Genomic DNA, 17,781 nt, shown 5'->3' on the forward strand with positions numbered 1-17,781 from the left:
GGAGGATTGCGGCATGCTTCGTTGGTTGACTGCTGGAGAGTCCCACGGACCCGAACTGATCGCCATGCTCGAGGGCCTGCCCGCGGGTGTCCCGGTGTCGTTCGAGTCCATCCGTGCCGATCTCGCGCGCCGCAAGCTCGGCTACGGCCGTGGCTCGCGGATGAAGTTCGAGCAGGACGAGCTGCACGTGTCCGGCGGCGTCCGGCACGGCTACTCGCTCGGCAGCCCCATCGCGATCCGCATCGGCAACACCGAGTGGCCGAAGTGGGTCGAGGTCATGAACCCCGAGCCGATCGAGTCCACCGAGATGTCCCGCGGGCGGAGCGCGCCGCTCACCCGACCGCGACCGGGCCACGCTGACCTGGTCGGCATGCAGAAGTACGGCTTCGACGAAGCGCGCCCGATCCTGGAGCGGGCGAGCGCCCGCGAGACCGCCGCACGCGTGGCGCTCGGTGCCGTCGCCAAGTCGTTCCTGGCCGAACTCGGCATCCGCTCGGTGGCACACACCCTGCAGGTCGGGACCGTCCGGGTCCCCGACGGCACGGACCTGCCGCTGCCCGATGACGTGGACCGCCTCGACGAGGACCAGCTGCGGTGCTTCGACGCCGAGACCTCGGCACGCATGGTCACCGAGGTCGAGGCCGCGAAGAAGGACGGCGACACCCTGGGCGGCGTCGTCGAGGTGCTGTTCTACGGCGTCCCGCCGGGCCTCGGCTCGCACGTGCACTGGGACCGCCGGCTCGATGCCCGCCTCGCAGCGGCGATCATGGGGATCCAGGCCATCAAGGGGGTCGAGGTCGGTGACGGCTTCGCGACCGCCGGTCGCCGGGGCTCCGCCGCGCACGACGAGCTGTACCGCGAGGACGGCGAGATCTACCGCACGAGCGACCGCGCCGGTGGGACCGAGGGCGGGATGTCCACGGGCACCGTGCTGCGCGTCCGCGCCGGGATGAAGCCGATCGCGACCATCCCGCACGCCCTGCACACGGTGGACGTCGTCTCCGGTGAGGACGCCTCGGCGCACCACCAGCGCTCGGACGTCTGCGCCGTGCCCGCTGCCGGTGTCGTCGCCGAAGCGATGGTGGCCCTGGTGCTCGCCGACGCGGTGCTCGAGAAGTTCGGCGGCGACAACGTCGTCGAGACGAAGCGCAACCTCGACGCCTACCTCGCGGCGATCCCGGAGACCCTGCGCACGCGCCGGACCGAGCCGTCGGCGACGTCGACCGACCTGTGAGCACCGACGTCCGACGCGCCGACGCGCCCGTGGTCGTGATCGGCCCGATGGGCGCCGGCAAGTCGAGCGTCGGCAAGCGGGTGGCGAAGGCCCTCGGCGTCCCGTTCACGGACACCGACCGGGTCATCGTGCGCGAGCACGGGCCGATCCCCGGGATCTTCGCCGACCGCGGCGAGCCGGCGTTCCGCGCGCTCGAGGCCCAGGCGGTCCGGGCAGCGCTGGCCACCGGCGGCGTGATCGCCGTGGGCGGGGGAGCCGTCACCCACGCGGACACCCGGCAGGCCCTGAGCGGCGCGCGCATCGTCCTGCTCACCGTGTCGCCCGAGGCCGTCGCCGACCGGATCGCCGGGTCCGACCGGCCCCTGCTGGCGAACGGCGGGATCGACGCCTGGCAGACGATCATGGACGAGCGGGCGGCCACCTACGCCGAACTCGCGCACGTCGTGGTCGACACGTCGCGCCGGCCGATGTCCCGCGTGGTCGACGAGGTCGTCACGTGGCTGCGCAGCGACGCCGGCACCACCGCCGCGCCCGGCAGCACGACCAGCAGCACCACCAGCACCGAAGGAGCACCGTGACCGAGTCGACCCTGCCCGCCGGGACCACCGAGATCCGGGTCGGCGGTGACGACGGCTACACGGTGGCCGTCGGCACGGACCTGCTCGGCGCCCTGCCCGCGATCCTGGGCCCGCGTGTCGCCAAGGTCCTCATCGTGCACTCGCCGACGCTCGGTGCCCGGGCGAACGAGCTCCGTGCGCTGCTGGTCGAGGCCGGGCTCGAAGCCCTGATCGCCGAGGTCCCCGACGCCGAGGGCGCCAAGCGCGTCGAGGTCGCCGCGTTCTGCTGGCAGATCATGGGGCAGGCCGACTTCACCCGCACCGACGCGGTGATCGGCCTCGGTGGCGGTGCGGTCACCGACCTGGCCGGCTTCGTCGCCGCGACCTGGCTGCGCGGTGTGCCGTACGTGGCCGTCCCGACCAGCGTGCTCGGCATGGTGGACGCCAGCGTCGGCGGGAAGACGGGCATCAACACGAACGAGGGCAAGAACCTGGTCGGCGCCTTCTACGCCCCGCGTGCCGTCGTCGTGGACCTCGACCTCGCTCGCACGCTGCCGCGCAACGAGATCCTGACCGGGTTCGCCGAGATCGTGAAGGCCGGGTTCATCGCCGTGCCCGAGATCCTGGACATCGTCGAGGCCGACGTCGAGCGGGTCACCGACCCGACGACCGCGGAGTTCCGTCGGGTCGTCGAGCTCGCCATCGCGCTCAAGGCCGAGGTCGTCTCGGACGACTTCACGGAGCAAGGGCGACGCGAGATCCTGAACTACGGGCACACCCTCGGGCACGCGATCGAACACGCCGAGCGGTACCAGTGGCGCCACGGTGCAGCGGTGTCGGTCGGCATGGTGTTCGCCGCCGAGCTCGCCCGACTGACCGGGCACCTGGACGACGCCACGGTCGACCGGCACCGGGCGATCCTCGAGTCGCTCGACCTGCCGACCTCGTACGGCGTCGGGCGCTGGCAGGGGCTGCTCGCCACCATGCGTCGTGACAAGAAGGCCCGTGCCGGCATGCTGCGGTTCATCATCCTGGACGGCGTCGGCAAGCCCGTCGTGCTCGAGGGCCCCGAGGACCACCTGCTCTTCACCGCCTACCAGGAGGTCGGCGTCTAGCCACGCCGGTCAGCGCAGGACCCGTCGCATCCTGCGCCACCACCAGGTGACACGCGTCGAGACGGTGACCACGCCGGTGCGCTGGGATTCCCGCCATTCGTCGACGGTGGCGCCGTGGTCCCAGGCGAAGAGGACGTCGTCGTCCTCGTCGAGGTCGGGCGCGTCGGGGAGTGGTCGCAGGATCGACATCAGTCGGAGGCCCTTCGTTCGTCGTCGTCATGTGCCTGGTCGGCGCTGACTCGCCTGCGGAGCGCTCGGCTCGCGAGTCGGCGATCGGCCTTCGACCACCACGGTACGGTCTCCAGGTCTCGGAGCACCGTTGTCGAAATGTCGTATGTGTTCATGTCCGGCCGCTGCGTGACGGCCCAGGTGAACCGATGCCAGGCGTGGTCACGATCGGACGTCCGTCGACTCTGGAACGCCCCGAACCAGCTGACGACGGCCGCGACGATCGCCGCTCCGGCGGCGATGCACGCCGCGGTCAGTGCTGTCTCCACGGCACGGGTGTCTCGCTCCAGGACCGAGCCCCGCGCCGGGCCCGCGCCGACCTGTGGAAGCCGCACCGGGCCTCCAGGCTGTGGAGGAGGACGGGGCGACGCGACGGACCGGGCGACCCGCACGCTGCGGACCCAGCACCGGGGAGCAGACTGGCGGGCGTGCCCACCCCACCCCGACTGAGCGACCTCTCCGGCCCGCGCGATGCCGACACCGGCACCCTGCGATCCCGTGGTCGACGCTTCACCGAACTCCTCTCGATCGCCCGCCGCCACCACCTGGTGCCGTTCCGTCGTCTCGACTTCTCGCACGACCCGGCAACGTCGGACCTGCGTCGCGACCAGGCCGAGCACCTGCGCCGGGCCCTCGAGGAAGCCGGTGGCGGGTTCGTGAAGATGGGCCAGCTGCTCTCCACCCGCGATGACCTGCTGCCCGAGGAGTGGACCGAGGGACTCGCCCACCTGCAGCGGAACGTCACGGCGGCGCCGGCGGACGAGGTCCGTGCGCTCCTCGAGCAGGAGCTCGGTGCCCCGGTCGATCAGGTGTTCGCGACCTTCGACCCGGTGCCCGTCGCAGCGGCGTCCATCGCGCAGGTCCACCGCGCCCGGCTGCCCGACGGCACCGCGGTCGCCGTGAAGGTGCAGCGGCCGGGGATCGACGCAGCGGTGCGCCGTGACGTGGACATCGCACTGCGGGTCGTCCGGTTCATGGCCCGGTGGTCGACCGAGGCGCGGCAGGTCGGCGTGCAGGACATCGCCGGCCAGTACGCGGACGACCTGATCCGGCAGGTCGACTTCGTCTCCGAGCTCCGGAACCTCACCGCGCTGCGTGCGGCCCAGGCCCGCAGCGCGCGTCCGGACGAGGTCCGGTTCCCGGACCCCTACCCGGACCTGTCCGGCCGGCGTGTGCTCGTGATGGAGTTCCTGGAGGGCGACACGCTCAGCGCGATCCGCGCCGAGCGTTCCGAGCGCGACCTCGACGCGCCGATGCGCGCGATCCTCCGCGCCTTCCTGCGCCAGGTGGTCTTCGACGGCCTGTACCACGCGGACCTGCACCCGGGGAACGTCCTGGTGCTGCCCGACGGGCGGCCCGCGTTGATCGACTTCGGATCGGTCGGGAGGCTCGACCCGGGTCTCCGGGACACGGTCCAGGACCTGTTGGCCGCGTACCTGCAGGACGACACGTCGCGGATCGCCGATGCGGTCCTGCGGATGGCACCCGTGCGCGATGCGCACGACGAGCCCGACTTCCGTCGGGACATCGCGCGCTTCGTCGCGGACGAGCTCGGCCCGGGTGCGCGCATCGGCGTCGACACCGTGGACGACGCGGTCGAGGTCTTCGGGCGCTACCGGTTGAAGCCGCCGCCGGACTTCGTCGCCGCGGCCCGCGCCCTGGCCATCTTCGAGGGGACGCTCCGCACGCTCGCGCCGTCGTTCGACCTGCTCGAGGAGTCCCGCGGACTCGCCCGGGAGCAGATCACCGACCAGCTCCGGCCGGGCAAGCTCCGCGACCTGGCGGCGAAGGAGCTGCTCGGCGTCGTGTCGGCCGCTCGTCGCCTGCCCCGCCGGGTGGACCGCATCGGCGAGGCGATCGAGACCGGCCGGTTCACGGTGAACATCCGGCTCTTCGCGGACAGCCGCGACCGGCAGCTCGTGTCCGGGATGATCCGGCGCATCCTGCTGGTGCTGCTCGGTGCGGGGGCGGGGATCCTGGCGATCGTCTACCTGTCGTTGCCGGCGCGACCGACGGCGGCCCTGTCCACGGGGGTCGCGGGCGGGTTGCTCGGGGGAGCGGCGGTGGTGCTGCTCGGTTGGGCGGCGATCGACGCCTGGCTCGCCCGACGGCGACGCTGAGCCCGGGCCCGGGCCCGGGCCCGGCGCCCGGCGCCCGCCCGGGACCGGCGCGTCCGGCACGCACGCGCACCGCTCCGGCCGCCGGGCGGGCGTCCGCTACACTCGTCCGGGGCCGTCCGCGGCCCGAGGACACTTCACAACACGACCGAACGGGACACCGACGACTCATGGCCAGTACCACAGACATCAAGAACGGCGCCGTTCTCATCATCGACGGCCAGCTGTGGTCGGTCGTCGAGTTCCAGCACGTCAAGCCAGGCAAGGGCGGCGCGTTCGTCCGCACGAAGCTCAAGAACGTCGTCTCCGGCAAGGTCGTCGACCGCACGTTCAACGCCGGTGCGAAGATCGACACCGCCGTCGTCGACCGTCGTGACTACCAGTTCCTCTACGAGGACGGCGACTCCTACGTGTTCATGGACACCGACACGTACGACCAGATCCCGGTCTCCGCGACTGTGGTCGGCGACGCCAAGAACTACCTGCTCGAGTCCGCGATGGTCACCATCGCGATGAACGAGGGCAACCCGCTGTACGTCGAGCTCCCGACGTCGATCGTCACCGAGGTCGAGACCGAGCCGGGCCTGCAGGGTGACCGTTCCTCCGGCGGCACCAAGGACGCGACCATCATCGCGACCGGCCACCGCATCCAGGTCCCGCTGTACCTGGAGAGCGGCACCCTGGTGAAGATCGACACGCGCGACGGCAGCTTCCTCGGCCGCGTCAACTCCTAGGCGCTGACCGTATGAGTGCTCGTTCGAAGGCCCGCAAGCGCGCCCTCGACATGCTGTACGTCGCCGAGGTGCGCGAGCTGCCGATCGCGGACGTGCTCGCCACCGAGACGGTCCGGCACCTGGACCAGCCGGAGCGTGCCTCCAGCTGGGACTACGCCCGCCAGATCGTCACGGGTGTCGACGATGCCCGTCACGAGATCGACTCGGTCATCGTCGACCACGCCCAGGGCTGGTCGATCGCCCGGATGCCGGTCCTCGACCGCTGCATCCTGCGGATGGCCGTCTGGGAGCTCCGGTTCAACCCGGAGGTGCCCGACGCCGTCGCCATCGCCGAGGCGGTCGAGCTCGCGCAGTCGCTGTCCACCGAGGACTCGGCCGGCTTCGTCAACGGCGTGCTCGGGGCCGTCGCCGGCGGGCGTGCACCGTCCGGTCGGACGGTCGCAGGAGACCAGGAGTCCCGGTAGGGTTGACCACGTCAGCATCCTTTAATGCCGTCCAGTGAGGCGGGGAAGGGGGTCGACGTGGGAACCAGAACGGTCCTGCAACAGCCCGACATCACGCGTGCCCTGACACGCATCGCGCACGAGATCCTCGAAGCCAACCACGGGGGCTCGGACCTCGTGCTCCTCGGCATCCCGACCCGCGGCGCCGTCCTGGCGGAGCGCCTCGGCCGGATACTGGCCGGCATCGAGCCGGAGTGGTCCTCGGCCGCCGGTGGCATCGGGACGGAGCGTGTCGGCACGCTCGACGTCACCATGCACCGCGATGACCTCGGCCACGGCATCGGCCGCGCGCCGCACCGGACGGTGATCCCCGCCGGCGGCATCGACGGCAAGGTCGTCGTGCTCGTCGACGACGTGCTGTACTCCGGTCGCACCGTCCGCGCCGCGCTCGACGCGCTGCAGGGCATCGGGCGGCCGCGTGCCGTCCGGCTCGCCGTGCTCGTCGACCGCGGCCACCGCGAGCTGCCGATCCGCGCGGACCACGTGGGCAAGAACCTGCCGACCGCGTCCGACGAGCGGGTCACGCTGCACCTGGCCGAGACCGACGGCGACGACACCGTGTTCATCGAGCAGGGGGTGGCGTGATGCGGCACCTGCTCTCGACTGCCGACCTGTCCCGCGACCAGGCCGTCCACATCCTCGACGTGGCCGAGGAGATGGCCGAGGTCAACACGCGCGAGGTCCGGAAGCTCCCGGCCCTGCGCGGCAAGACCGTGGTGAACCTGTTCTTCGAGGACTCCACGCGCACGCGCATCTCGTTCGAGGCCGCCGCGAAGCGCCTGTCCGCCGACGTCCTGAACTTCGCCGCGAAGGGCTCGAGCGTCTCCAAGGGCGAATCCCTGAAGGACACCGTGCAGACCCTCGGCGCGATGGGCATCGACGGCATCGTCATGCGCCACGGTGCATCGGGCGCCCCGCGGGTGCTCGCCGACGCCGACTGGATCGACGTACCGGTGGTCAACGCCGGTGACGGCACCCACGAACACCCGACGCAGGCGCTGCTCGACGCCTTCACCATGCGCCGCCGCCTGCACGGTGCCGGCTCGCGCGGCCAGGGCCTCGACGGCGTGCGCGTCCTGATCGTCGGCGACGTGCTGCACAGCCGGGTCGCCCGGTCGAACGCCTGGCTGCTCCGCACCCTCGGCGCGAGCGTGACCTTCGCCGCGCCGCCGACGCTGCTGCCCGCCACCCCGACGCCGTTCGGCGCCGCGGTGCACCACGACCTCGACACGGCCCTGGCCGAGGACCCGGACGTCGTCATGACGCTCCGCATCCAGCAGGAGCGCATGAACGACGCCTTCTTCCCGAACCCGCGCGAGTACACGCGGCACTGGGGTCTGACGGCGGCGCGCTTCGGTCGGCTGTCCGAGCGCACGTTGATCATGCACCCCGGTCCGATGAACCGCGGGCTCGAGATCGCCGGCGTCGCCGCCGACGACCCCCGTTCGACGGTCGTCGAGCAGGTCGAGAACGGCGTCTCGGTCCGGATGGCCGTCCTCTACCTCGCCCTGACGGGCAGTGCCGGAACCGGCACCGACGCGAAGGAGTCCGCCGCATGACCGCTCACCTGATCCGTGGCGCGCAGCTGGTCGACGGCTCGCGTGCCGACATCCGTCTGGAGGCCGGGCGCATCACCGCGGTCGGGTCCGGTCTCGACACGGCCGGCGCCACCACCGTGGACGCGGACGGCCTCATCGCCCTGCCCGGTCTCGTGGACCTCCACACGCACCTGCGCGAGCCCGGTCACGAGGAGTCCGAGACCGTCCTCACCGGCTCGCGTGCCGCGGCCGCCGGTGGCTTCACCGCCGTGAACGCCATGGCGAACTCGAGCCCCGTCGCCGACACCGCCGGGGTCGTCGAGCAGGTCCAGGCACTCGGTGACGACGCGGGCTACGTGACGGTCCGCCCGATCGGCGCCGTGTCGCAGGGGCTGCAGGGCACGCACCTGTCCGAGATCGGCGCGATGGCGACCTCGCGGGCGAAGGTCCGGGTGTTCTCGGACGACGGCTCGTGCGTGGCCGACCCGCTGCTCATGCGCCGCGCACTCGAGTACATCAAGGGCTTCGGCGGGGTGCTCGCGCAGCACGCCCAGGAGCCCCGGCTGACCATCGGCGCGCAGATGAACGAGGGCCGGCTGTCCTCGGAGCTCGGCCTCGCCGGATGGCCCGCCGTCGCGGAAGAGGCGATCATCGCCCGCGACGTCCTGCTCGCCGACCACGTCGGAGCACGCCTGCACGTCTGCCACGTCTCGACGGCCGGCAGCGTCGAGGTGATCCGGTGGGCGAAGTCCCGCGGCATCGACGTCACGGCCGAGGTCACCCCGCACCACCTCGTGCTCACCGAGGACCTCATCGCCGGCCACGACGGTGCGCCCGGCTACGACGCCCGCTACAAGGTGAACCCGCCGCTCCGCGCCCGCGAGGACGTCGAGGCGCTCCGCGCGGCCCTGGCCGACGGCACCATCGACATCGTCGCGACCGACCACGCGCCGCACACCGCCGAGGCGAAGTGCTGCGAGTGGCCCGCCGCCGCGAACGGCATGGTCGGCCTCGAATCGGCGCTGAGCGTGGTGCAGTCCGCCGTGGTCGACGACGGCCGGCTCGACTGGGCCGACGTCGCCCGGGTGCTGTCCGAGGCGCCGGCGCGGATCGGCCAGGTCGAGGGGCACGGGCAGCGCATCGCCGAGGGAGCACCCGCCGAGATCACGCTCTACGACCCGTCGGCCAGCCGCGAGTTCGCGGTCACCGACCTCGCCGGCCAGTCGCAGAACTCGCCGTACCTCGGCATGACGCTGCCCGGCCGGGTCGTCGCCACCTTCCACCAGGGGTACGCGACGGTGCTCGACGGCCGGGTCGTCGACGCGGACACGATCGCGGCGCACGCCGCGGCGCTCCGGACAGGGGCGCGCGCATGAGCGGCGACGCGCAGCGCTGGCTCCTCGGCGCGGTGATCCTGCTCGCGGTCGCCGCCCTGTTCGTCGCGATGGCGCGCACCTGGCGGACGCGGACCAGGAAGCAGGCGGAAGCCGTGCCTCCAGTCCGGGTGCCGGCCGACCTGGCACCGGCGGTCGGGTCGTGGGACGGGTTCACCGTCGCGACGACCCGCGCCGACCAGCCGTTGGAACGCATCACCGCAGGCGGCCTCGGGTTCCGCGGCCGCGGCGGGGTGACGGTCCACGCGACCGGCGTGGTGATGCGCCTCGCCGGTACCGACGACCGCTGGATCGCGCGCGACGCGGTCCGCGGCGCCGACCGATCCACGTGGGCCATCGACCGAGTGGTCGAACCCGGGGGACTGGTCCGTCTGCGATGGACGGCGACCGGCGCCGCAGGTGCGACGGACCTGGACACCTACTTCCGGTTCCCGGAGGGCGACGCAGCCGCGCTGCACGCCCTGCAGGGACTGACCGAGACCGGGCCGCAGGCGACTGCGGCCGATGCTCCGCGAACCGCGGGCGAAGGGAAGAAAGCATGACACGCGAACGGGCCGTCCTGGTCCTCGAAGACGGCACCCGGTACGACGGCTGGGCCTACGGCGCCCGTGGGCGCACGCTCGGCGAGGTGGTCTTCGCGACCGGCATGACCGGCTACCAGGAGACGCTGACCGACCCCTCCTACGCCGGACAGATCGTGGTGCAGACCGCGCCGCACATCGGCAACACCGGGGTGAACGACGAGGACCCCGAGTCCCGTCGCATCTGGGTCGCCGGCTACGTGGTGCGCGACCCCAGCCGCGTGGTGTCGAACCACCGCGCGAACGCCACTCTCGACGACCACCTGGTGCGCGACGGCATCGTCGGCATCTCCGGCATCGACACCCGCGCACTCACCCGCCGCATCCGTGACGCCGGCGCCATGAAGGGCGGCGTCTTCAGCGGTGCGGACGCGGCGCTGTCGGCCGAGTCGCAGCTGGACGCGGTCGTGTCGCAGGCGACGATGGCCGGCGCGAGCTTCTCGGCGGTCGTGTCCACCCCGGAGACCTACGTCGTCCCCGCCGTCGGCGAGCAGATCGGCACCCTGGCCGTGCTCGACCTCGGCGTGAAGGCCTCGACCACCCGGTACCTCGCCGCCCGCGGCTTCGAGGTGCACGTGGTGCCGCAGGACATCTCCGCCGCGGAGCTGGAAGCCCTCGCACCGGACGCCCTGTTCTACTCGAACGGCCCCGGCGACCCCGCCGCGTCGGACGCACAGGTGGAGCTGCTGCAGGACAGCCTGCGCACCGGCCGCCCCTTCTTCGGCATCTGCTTCGGCAACCAGCTGCTCGGCCGCGCGCTCGGCTTCGGCACCTACAAGCTGCCCTTCGGCCACCGCGGCATCAACCAGCCGGTGCTCGACACGACCACGGGCAAGGTCGAGATCACGAGCCAGAACCACGGCTTCGCGGTCGACGCGCCCCTCGGCGAGGTCCTCGAGTCCCCGGCCGGGTTCGGTCGGGTCGAGGTCTCGCACTACTCGCTGAACGACAACGTGGTCGAGGGCCTCCGCGCGCTCGACGTGCCGGCGTTCAGCGTGCAGTACCACCCCGAGGCCGCCGCCGGACCGCACGACAGCATGTACCTCTTCGACCGGTTCGCGGACATGGTGCGCGAGCGTCGCGACGGGGAGCCGCTCGACGCGGCCACCGCCGACGCCACGACCCCCGCAGCAGACATCACCAAGGAAGCGAACTGATGCCCAAGCGCGCAGACATCAACTCCGTCCTCGTCATCGGCTCCGGCCCGATCGTCATCGGTCAGGCCGCCGAGTTCGACTACTCCGGCACCCAGGCGTGCCGCGTCCTCCGGGCCGAGGGCGTCCGGGTCATCCTGGTCAACCCGAACCCGGCGACGATCATGACCGACCCCGACTTCGCCGACGCGACCTACATCGAGCCGATCACGAACGCGTCGCTCGAGGAGATCATCCGCATCGAGAAGCCGGACGCCGTCCTGCCGACCCTCGGCGGCCAGACGGCCCTGAACGCGGCCATCGCGCTCGACGAGGCCGGCATCCTCGCCAAGCACGGCGTCGAGCTCATCGGCGCCAAGGTCGAGGCGATCCAGCGCGGCGAGGACCGCCAGCTCTTCAAGGAGCTCGTGCTCGAGTCCGGTGCCGACGTCGCCCGCAGCCACATCGCGCACACGTTGGAGGAAGCGAAGGAGTTCGCGAAGGACCTCGGGTACCCGCTGGTCGTCCGCCCGTCGTTCACCATGGGCGGCCTCGGCTCGGGCTTCGCCTACAACGAGGCCGAACTCGTCCGCTTCGTCGGCGACGGGCTGCAGTCCAGCCCGACGACCGAGGTCCTGCTCGAGGAGTCCATCCTCGGCTGGAAGGAGTACGAGCTCGAGCTGATGCGCGACAACTACGACAACACCGTCGTCATCTGCTCCATCGAGAACGTCGACCCGGTCGGCGTCCACACCGGTGACTCGATCACGGTCGCCCCCGCGCTGACCCTGACCGACCGCGAGTACCAGAACATGCGGAACATCGGCATCGACATCATCCGTCGCGTCGGCGTCGACACCGGTGGCTGCAACATCCAGTTCGCCGTCGACCCGTCCAACGGCCGCGTCATCGTCATCGAGATGAACCCCCGCGTGTCCCGCTCGTCCGCCCTCGCGTCGAAGGCCACGGGCTTCCCGATCGCCAAGATCGCCGCGAAGCTCGCCATCGGCTACCGGCTCGACGAGATCGAGAACGACATCACGAAGGTCACCCCGGCGAGCTTCGAGCCGACCCTCGACTACGTGGTCGTGAAGACCCCGCGGTTCGCGTTCGAGAAGTTCCCGGCCGCCGACGCCACCCTCACCACGACGATGAAGAGCGTCGGCGAGGCGATGGCCATCGGCCGGAACTACGCCACCGCGCTGCAGAAGTCGCTGCGCTCGCTCGAGAAGCGCGGGTCGAGCTTCCACTGGGACACCCCGGCGTCCGAGCTCGACAAGGACGGCCTGCTGGCGAAGTCGTCGATCCCGACCGACGGCCGCATCGTCACGGTCCAGCAGGCCCTGGTCGCGGGCGCCACCGCGGACGAGGTCTTCGAGGCCACCAAGATCGACCCCTGGTTCATCGACCAGATCGTGCTCATCAACGAGGTCGCGGACGAGGTCCGGGCCGCCGAGACCCTCGACGCGGACACGATGCGCTGGGCGAAGGAGCACGGCTTCAGCGACACCCAGATCGCGAGCCTGCGCAGCACGGACGCGGCACCGGTCTCCGAGCAGCAGGTCCGTGACGAGCGGCACGCCCAGGGCATCCGACCGGTCTTCAAGACGGTCGACACCTGCGCCGGCGAGTTCCCCGCCCTGACGCCGTACCACTACTCCTCGTACGACACCGAGACCGAGATCACACCGAGCGACCGTAAGAAGGTCGTCATCCTCGGCTCCGGCCCGAACCGCATCGGACAGGGCGTCGAGTTCGACTACTCCTGCGTGCACGCCTCCTTCGCGCTGAGCGCCGCCGGGTTCGAGACGATCATGATCAACTGCAACCCCGAGACCGTGTCGACCGACTACGACACCTCGGACCGCCTGTACTTCGAGCCCCTGACCGCCGAGGACGTCCTCGAGGTCATCGAGGCCGAGGCCGCGTCCGGCGAACTCGTCGGCGTCGTCGTGCAGCTCGGTGGCCAGACCGCCCTCGGCCTGGCGAAGCCGCTCGAGGCCGCGGGCATCCCGATCCTCGGCACCAGCCCCACCGCGATCGACTCGGCCGAGGAGCGCGGGCAGTTCTCCGCCATCCTCGACGCCGCCGGTCTGCTCGCACCGCGCAACGGCACCGCCCACGACCTGGCGAGCGCGACCACGGTGGCCGAGGAGATCGGGTACCCCGTCCTCGTCCGCCCGTCGTTCGTGCTCGGCGGCCGCGGCATGGAGATCCTCTACGACTCCCCGTCGCTCGCGGACTACTTCGACCGGATGGCCGACCAGGCGATCATCGGCCCGGAGCTCCCGCTGCTGGTCGACCGGTTCCTGGACGACGCCGTGGAGATCGACGTCGACGCGCTCTTCGACGGCGAGCGGCTCTACATCGGCGGCATCATGGAGCACCTCGAAGAGGCCGGCATCCACTCCGGCGACTCGGCCTGCACCCTGCCCCCGGTCGGCCTCGGCCGCGCGGAGATCCAGGGCGTCGTCGACGCGACCGAGAAGATCGCGCGCGGCATCGGCGTGCAGGGCCTGCTCAACGTCCAGTTCGCCATCGGCGCCGGCGTGCTCTACGTCCTCGAGGCGAACCCGCGCGCCAGCCGCACGGTGCCCTTCGTCTCGAAGGCGCTCGGCATCCCGCTGGCCAAGGCCGCGTCGCGCATCATGACCGGCACCACGGTCGCCGAGCTCGTCGCCGAGGGCATGCTGCCCGAGCGTGACGGGGCGTTCGTGCCCGCGCAGTCGCCGGTCGCCGTGAAGGAGGCCGTGCTGCCCTTCCGTCGCTTCCGCACCCGCGAGGGCCAGGTCGTCGACTCGGTGCTCAGCCCCGAGATGCGCTCCACCGGCGAGGTCATGGGCATCGACCGCGACTTCCCGCGGGCGTTCCTCAAGTCGCAGGACGCCGCGTACGGCGGCCTGCCGACCAGCGGCACGGTCTTCGTGAGCGTGGCCGACACCGACAAGCGCGCGATCGTGCTGCCGGTGCACCGCCTGCAGCAGCTCGGCTTCACGATCATCGCGACCGAGGGCACGGCGGAGATCCTCCGCCGCAACGGCATCGAGGTCGGGATCGTCGGCAAGTACAGCCAGGGCGGCGAGAGCGTCGTCGACCTGCTCGCCCGGGGCGAGGTCGACATCGTGATCAACACGCCGTCGGGTGCCGCCGGTCGTGCGGACGGGTACGAGATCCGTGCGGCCACGGTCGCGGCGGACAAGCCGCTGTTCACGACGATCGCGCAGATCGGGGCCGCCGTCGCGGCGATCGAGACGATCGGTTCGCCGCTCAACGTCCGCAGCCTGCAGGACTACGCGCTCGAGCGCGCGACCTGGTGACGGCTGCCAGCGTGGCAACGACCCGGTCGGGAGGCCCGGCCTCCTTCGGCGACCGCCTCGCGTCCGCCATGGGGGAGCGTTCACCGCTCTGCGTCGGGATCGACCCCCACGCCGCCACCCTGGCGGCGTGGGGGCTCGCCCGCGACGAGCAGGGCCTGACGGCGTTCGGCGCGACCCTGGTCGACGCGGCCGCCGGCCGCGCGGCGATCGTGAAGCCGCAGGTCGCCTTCTTCGAGGCGGCGGGGGTCGCGGGCTACCGTGCGCTCGACGCGACGATCCGCCGGGCACGCGACGCGGGCCTCCTGGTCGTCGCCGACGTGAAGCGGGGCGACATCGGGACCACCGGTGACGACTACGCGCTGGCGTGGCTCGACCGCGACGGGCCGTTCGCGGCCGACGCGATGACGGTGTCGCCGTACCTCGGGTACGGCTCGCTCCGGGGCACGATCGACGTCGCGCGCCGGAACGGTGCCGGGGTCTTCGTGCTCGCGGCGACGAGCAACCCCGAGGCCCGTGTGCTGCAGACCGCGGTGCTCGCGGAAGGACCGCGTACCGGCCGGACGGTCGCGGCCGGTATCGTCTTGGACGTGGCAGACGACAACCGGTCCCTGGGCGATCAGGCCCTCGGCGACGTCGGGCTCGTGCTCGGCGCGACCCTTCACCTCGACGACTTCGGCATCGACGCGGACGCGATCGGCACCGCGCCGGTCCTCGCGCCGGGCTTCGGTGCCCAGGGCGCCCGCATCGAGGACCTCCGTGCGCTGTACGGCGCGCGTGCCGAGCAGGTGCTCGTGAGCGAGTCGCGCGGCCTGCTGACCGACGGTCCGGACGGCGTCGCGGCGCTCGTCACCGAGCGCGCGGACCGCATCCGCACCGCACTGGCGGCGGCAGCGTGACCGACGAGCACGAGGGCCTGCCCGCCCACCGGACCCCGCCAGAGGTGGACCGCGTCGCCGCGGCGAAGGCCGCGGTCGCCGCGCGACGCGCCCGGGCCGCGGTGAAGGCCGCGATCGCCTCGGGGGAGCGCTCGGCACTCGACGTCGCCCGTGCCGCGTGGGACGACTCGCTGGTCGAGACGACCTCGGCGGAACGCTCGCTGCGGGTCCGTGACCTGCTCGTCAGCCTGCCGGGGATCGGCCCCGCACGAGCCGAGGCGATCATGGGGACCCTGCGGATCGCCCCCTCGAAGCGCCTCGGTGGCCTGGGGACCCGGCAGCGGACCGCCCTGGCGGACTGGCTCGCCGCCCGCGGTCGCAAGCGTGGTGTCTCGAAGCTCGTCGTGCTCGCCGGACCCACCGCGGTCGGCAAGGGCACGGTCAGCGCGCACATCCGACAGCACTACCCGGACGTCAACCTCAGCGTCTCCGCCACCACCCGGAAGCCGCGCCCCGGCGAGGTCGACGGGGTGCACTACTACTTCGTGGACGACGACGAGTTCGACCGCATGATCCGCGACCGCGAGCTACTCGAGTGGGCGACCGTCCACAACTCGTACCGCTACGGCACCCCGCGCCCGCCGATCGACCGCGCGCTCGACGCCGGCGAGAAGGTCATGCTGGAGATCGACCTGCAGGGCGCGCGGCAGGTCCGCGACGCCATGCCCGAGGCGGTGCTCGTGTTCCTGCTGCCCCCGACGTGGGAGGAACTGGTGCGCCGGCTCATCGGCCGCGGGACCGAATCCGCGGAGGAACAGGCGCGTCGTCTCGAGACCGCGAAGGTCGAGCTGGCCGCGCAGGACGAGTTCGACGTGCGGATCGTGAACTCCGATGTCGGCACTGCGGCACGTGAGGTCGTAGACTTGTTCTCTGCGCCCTGACGGGTGCACTGACTTCGAGGAGACACCATGGCCAACCCCCAGGGCATCATCGACCCGCCCATCGACGACCTGCTCAGCAAGGTCGAGTCGAAGTACGCGCTCGTCATCTTCGCGTCGAAGCGCGCCCGCCAGATCAACGACTACTACGCCGACCTGCACGAGGGCTCGCTCTTCGACAACGTCGGACCGCTCGTCGACTCGACGATCGACGACAAGCCGCTGTCCGTCGCGCTCCACGAGATCAACGAGGACAAGCTCACAGTCACCAAGCAGCAGCAGCCCACCGACTGATCCCGGTGACTGCAGCTGCTCTCCGCCTCTTCACGTCCGAGTCGGTGACCGAGGGGCACCCCGACAAGATCTGCGACCAGATCTCGGACAGCATCCTCGACGCACTGCTGACGGTCGACCCGAACGCGCGCGTCGCCGTCGAGACGATGGTGACCACCGGGCTCGTGCACGTCGCCGGCGAGGTCACGACCTCCGGATACGTCGAGATCCCCAAGCTCGTCCGTGACGTCATCACCGGCATCGGCTACAACTCGTCGGACGTCTCGTTCGACGGTGCCACCTGCGGTGTCGAGGTCTCGATCGGCGCGCAGTCGCCCGACATCGCGCAGGGTGTGGACGAGTCGCTCGACTCCCGCACCGGTGCGGTCGACCCGCTCGACCGTCAGGGCGCCGGCGACCAGGGCATCATGTTCGGCTTCGCGACGAACGAGACCCCCGAGTACATGCCGGTCGCGATCTGGCTGGCGCACCGACTGGCCGAGCGCCTGGCCGCGGTCCGGAAGTCGGGCGAGCTGTCGTTCCTGCGCCCGGACGGCAAGACCCAGGTCACCATCGGGTACGACGGTGTCGTGCCGAAGACCGTCGAGACCGTCGTGCTCTCCACGCAGCACTCGCCGAGCGTCACGCTCGACGAGCTCACCGCGGCGATCACCGAGCACGTGATCCGTCCGGTCCTCGACCTGGTCGACCTCGACTCGTCGCACGTCGACGTCATCGTGAACCCGACCGGTCGCTTCGAGATCGGTGGCCCCCAGGGTGACGCCGGGCTCACCGGCCGCAAGGTGATCGTCGACACCTACGGCGGGGCCTCCCGTCACGGTGGCGGCGCGTTCAGCGGCAAGGACCCGTCGAAGGTCGACCGTTCGGCGGCGTACGCGCTGCGCTGGGTCGCCAAGAACGCGGTCGCCGCGGGGCTCGCCGACCGGCTCGAGGTGCAGGTCGCGTACGCGATCGGCCGTGCGAAGCCCGTCGGGCTCTACGTGGAGACCTTCGGCACCGGACACGTCGACGACGCCACGATCGAAGCGGCCATCCGCCAGGTCTTCGACCTGCGTCCGGCCGCGATCATCCGCGACCTCGACCTGCTCCGACCGATCTACGCGCAGACCGCGACCTACGGCCACTTCGGCCGCGAGCTCCCCGGGTTCACGTGGGAGCAGCTCGACCGTGTCGAGGAACTCCGCGCCGCCGCAGGACTCGTCGCCGCGACCGTCTGAAGCACC

17 protein-coding genes are annotated in these 17,781 nt (G+C 71.6%); 16 read left to right on the plus strand and 1 reads right to left on the minus strand.

Translation table 11 applies throughout. The features are described from left to right. Positions 1–13: 13 nt before the first annotated feature. The 3 genes from aroC to aroB are packed head-to-tail and all read left to right on the plus strand — an operon-like array spanning position 14 to position 2,906. Positions 14–1,234, plus strand: coding sequence for a chorismate synthase (aroC, locus tag DEJ06_RS08865; RefSeq protein ID WP_110858979.1), 1,221 nt, complete (start codon positions 14–16; stop codon positions 1,232–1,234). Next, positions 1,231–1,812: a shikimate kinase gene (locus DEJ06_RS08870; protein ID WP_111039074.1), complete on the plus strand. Its 582-nt coding sequence runs from the start codon at positions 1,231–1,233 to the stop codon at positions 1,810–1,812. Before aroC ends, DEJ06_RS08870 begins: the two co-directional genes overlap by 4 nt. Continuing rightward, entirely contained in the window at positions 1,809–2,906 is a 1,098-nt protein-coding gene (aroB, locus tag DEJ06_RS08875) for a 3-dehydroquinate synthase (RefSeq protein ID WP_111039075.1), read from the plus strand. The genes DEJ06_RS08870 and aroB overlap by 4 nt, the downstream gene beginning before the upstream one ends. Before the next feature lie 9 nt (positions 2,907–2,915). Here the strand turns inward: aroB and DEJ06_RS08880 are convergent, their stop codons facing one another. Continuing rightward, the gene (locus DEJ06_RS08880) at positions 2,916–3,095 is read right to left on the minus strand and encodes a hypothetical protein (protein ID WP_110864577.1); all 180 of its coding nucleotides are present in this window, start codon (positions 3,093–3,095) and stop codon (positions 2,916–2,918) included. A 467-nt stretch (positions 3,096–3,562) separates the two neighbouring features. Here DEJ06_RS08880 and DEJ06_RS08885 point away from each other — a divergent pair, with 467 nt between their 5' ends. From DEJ06_RS08885 to metK, 13 genes are all read left to right on the plus strand, one after another. Then, positions 3,563–5,254, plus strand: a complete 1,692-nt coding sequence (locus tag DEJ06_RS08885; protein ID WP_071403714.1) for an AarF/ABC1/UbiB kinase family protein — start codon at positions 3,563–3,565, stop codon at positions 5,252–5,254. Between the two features lie 167 nt (positions 5,255–5,421). Beyond that, positions 5,422–5,985, plus strand: a complete 564-nt coding sequence (gene efp / locus DEJ06_RS08890) for an elongation factor P (RefSeq protein ID WP_017887175.1) — start codon at positions 5,422–5,424, stop codon at positions 5,983–5,985. Positions 5,986–5,996: 11 nt separating this feature from the next. Next, positions 5,997–6,449 (plus strand): transcription antitermination factor NusB, encoded by a 453-nt coding sequence (gene nusB, locus DEJ06_RS08895; protein WP_027465744.1) that lies wholly within the window; start codon positions 5,997–5,999, stop codon positions 6,447–6,449. A 24-nt stretch (positions 6,450–6,473) separates the two neighbouring features. Beyond that, on the plus strand, positions 6,474–7,073 hold the full coding sequence (gene pyrR / locus DEJ06_RS08900; protein ID WP_017887177.1) for a bifunctional pyr operon transcriptional regulator/uracil phosphoribosyltransferase PyrR: 600 nt from the start codon (positions 6,474–6,476) through the stop codon (positions 7,071–7,073). Beyond that, positions 7,073–8,047, plus strand: coding sequence for an aspartate carbamoyltransferase catalytic subunit (locus DEJ06_RS08905; protein WP_111039077.1), 975 nt, complete (start codon positions 7,073–7,075; stop codon positions 8,045–8,047). Before pyrR ends, DEJ06_RS08905 begins: the two co-directional genes overlap by 1 nt. Continuing rightward, positions 8,044–9,402 carry a dihydroorotase gene (locus DEJ06_RS08910; protein ID WP_110864573.1) on the plus strand — a complete coding sequence of 453 codons (1,359 nt, stop codon included), beginning with the start codon at positions 8,044–8,046 and terminating at the stop codon, positions 9,400–9,402. Before DEJ06_RS08905 ends, DEJ06_RS08910 begins: the two co-directional genes overlap by 4 nt. Beyond that, positions 9,399–9,962: a hypothetical protein gene (locus tag DEJ06_RS08915; RefSeq protein ID WP_051596738.1), complete on the plus strand. Its 564-nt coding sequence runs from the start codon at positions 9,399–9,401 to the stop codon at positions 9,960–9,962. The genes DEJ06_RS08910 and DEJ06_RS08915 overlap by 4 nt, the downstream gene beginning before the upstream one ends. Further along, on the plus strand, positions 9,959–11,158 hold the full coding sequence (gene carA, locus DEJ06_RS08920; protein ID WP_071403717.1) for a glutamine-hydrolyzing carbamoyl-phosphate synthase small subunit: 1,200 nt from the start codon (positions 9,959–9,961) through the stop codon (positions 11,156–11,158). The genes DEJ06_RS08915 and carA overlap by 4 nt, the downstream gene beginning before the upstream one ends. Beyond that, on the plus strand, positions 11,158–14,451 hold the full coding sequence (gene carB, locus DEJ06_RS08925) for a carbamoyl-phosphate synthase large subunit (protein WP_111039078.1): 3,294 nt from the start codon (positions 11,158–11,160) through the stop codon (positions 14,449–14,451). Before carA ends, carB begins: the two co-directional genes overlap by 1 nt. Positions 14,452–14,462: 11 nt before the next feature. Continuing rightward, positions 14,463–15,347, plus strand: coding sequence for an orotidine-5'-phosphate decarboxylase (gene pyrF, locus DEJ06_RS08930; protein WP_258372411.1), 885 nt, complete (start codon positions 14,463–14,465; stop codon positions 15,345–15,347). Beyond that, a complete protein-coding gene (gene gmk, locus DEJ06_RS08935) occupies positions 15,344–16,267 on the plus strand; it encodes a guanylate kinase (RefSeq protein WP_258372412.1) in 924 nt (307 codons plus the stop codon). Before pyrF ends, gmk begins: the two co-directional genes overlap by 4 nt. Before the next feature lie 27 nt (positions 16,268–16,294). Beyond that, positions 16,295–16,558 (plus strand): DNA-directed RNA polymerase subunit omega, encoded by a 264-nt coding sequence (gene rpoZ / locus DEJ06_RS08940; protein ID WP_017887186.1) that lies wholly within the window; start codon positions 16,295–16,297, stop codon positions 16,556–16,558. 5 nt (positions 16,559–16,563) lie between these two features. Beyond that, positions 16,564–17,775, plus strand: a complete 1,212-nt coding sequence (gene metK, locus DEJ06_RS08945; protein WP_110858970.1) for a methionine adenosyltransferase — start codon at positions 16,564–16,566, stop codon at positions 17,773–17,775. Positions 17,776–17,781: the final 6 nt, after the last annotated feature.

Source organism: Curtobacterium sp. MCLR17_051 (assembly GCF_003234395.1).
In the GTDB taxonomy this organism is placed as follows: Bacteria; Actinomycetota; Actinomycetes; order Actinomycetales; family Microbacteriaceae; genus Curtobacterium; species Curtobacterium flaccumfaciens.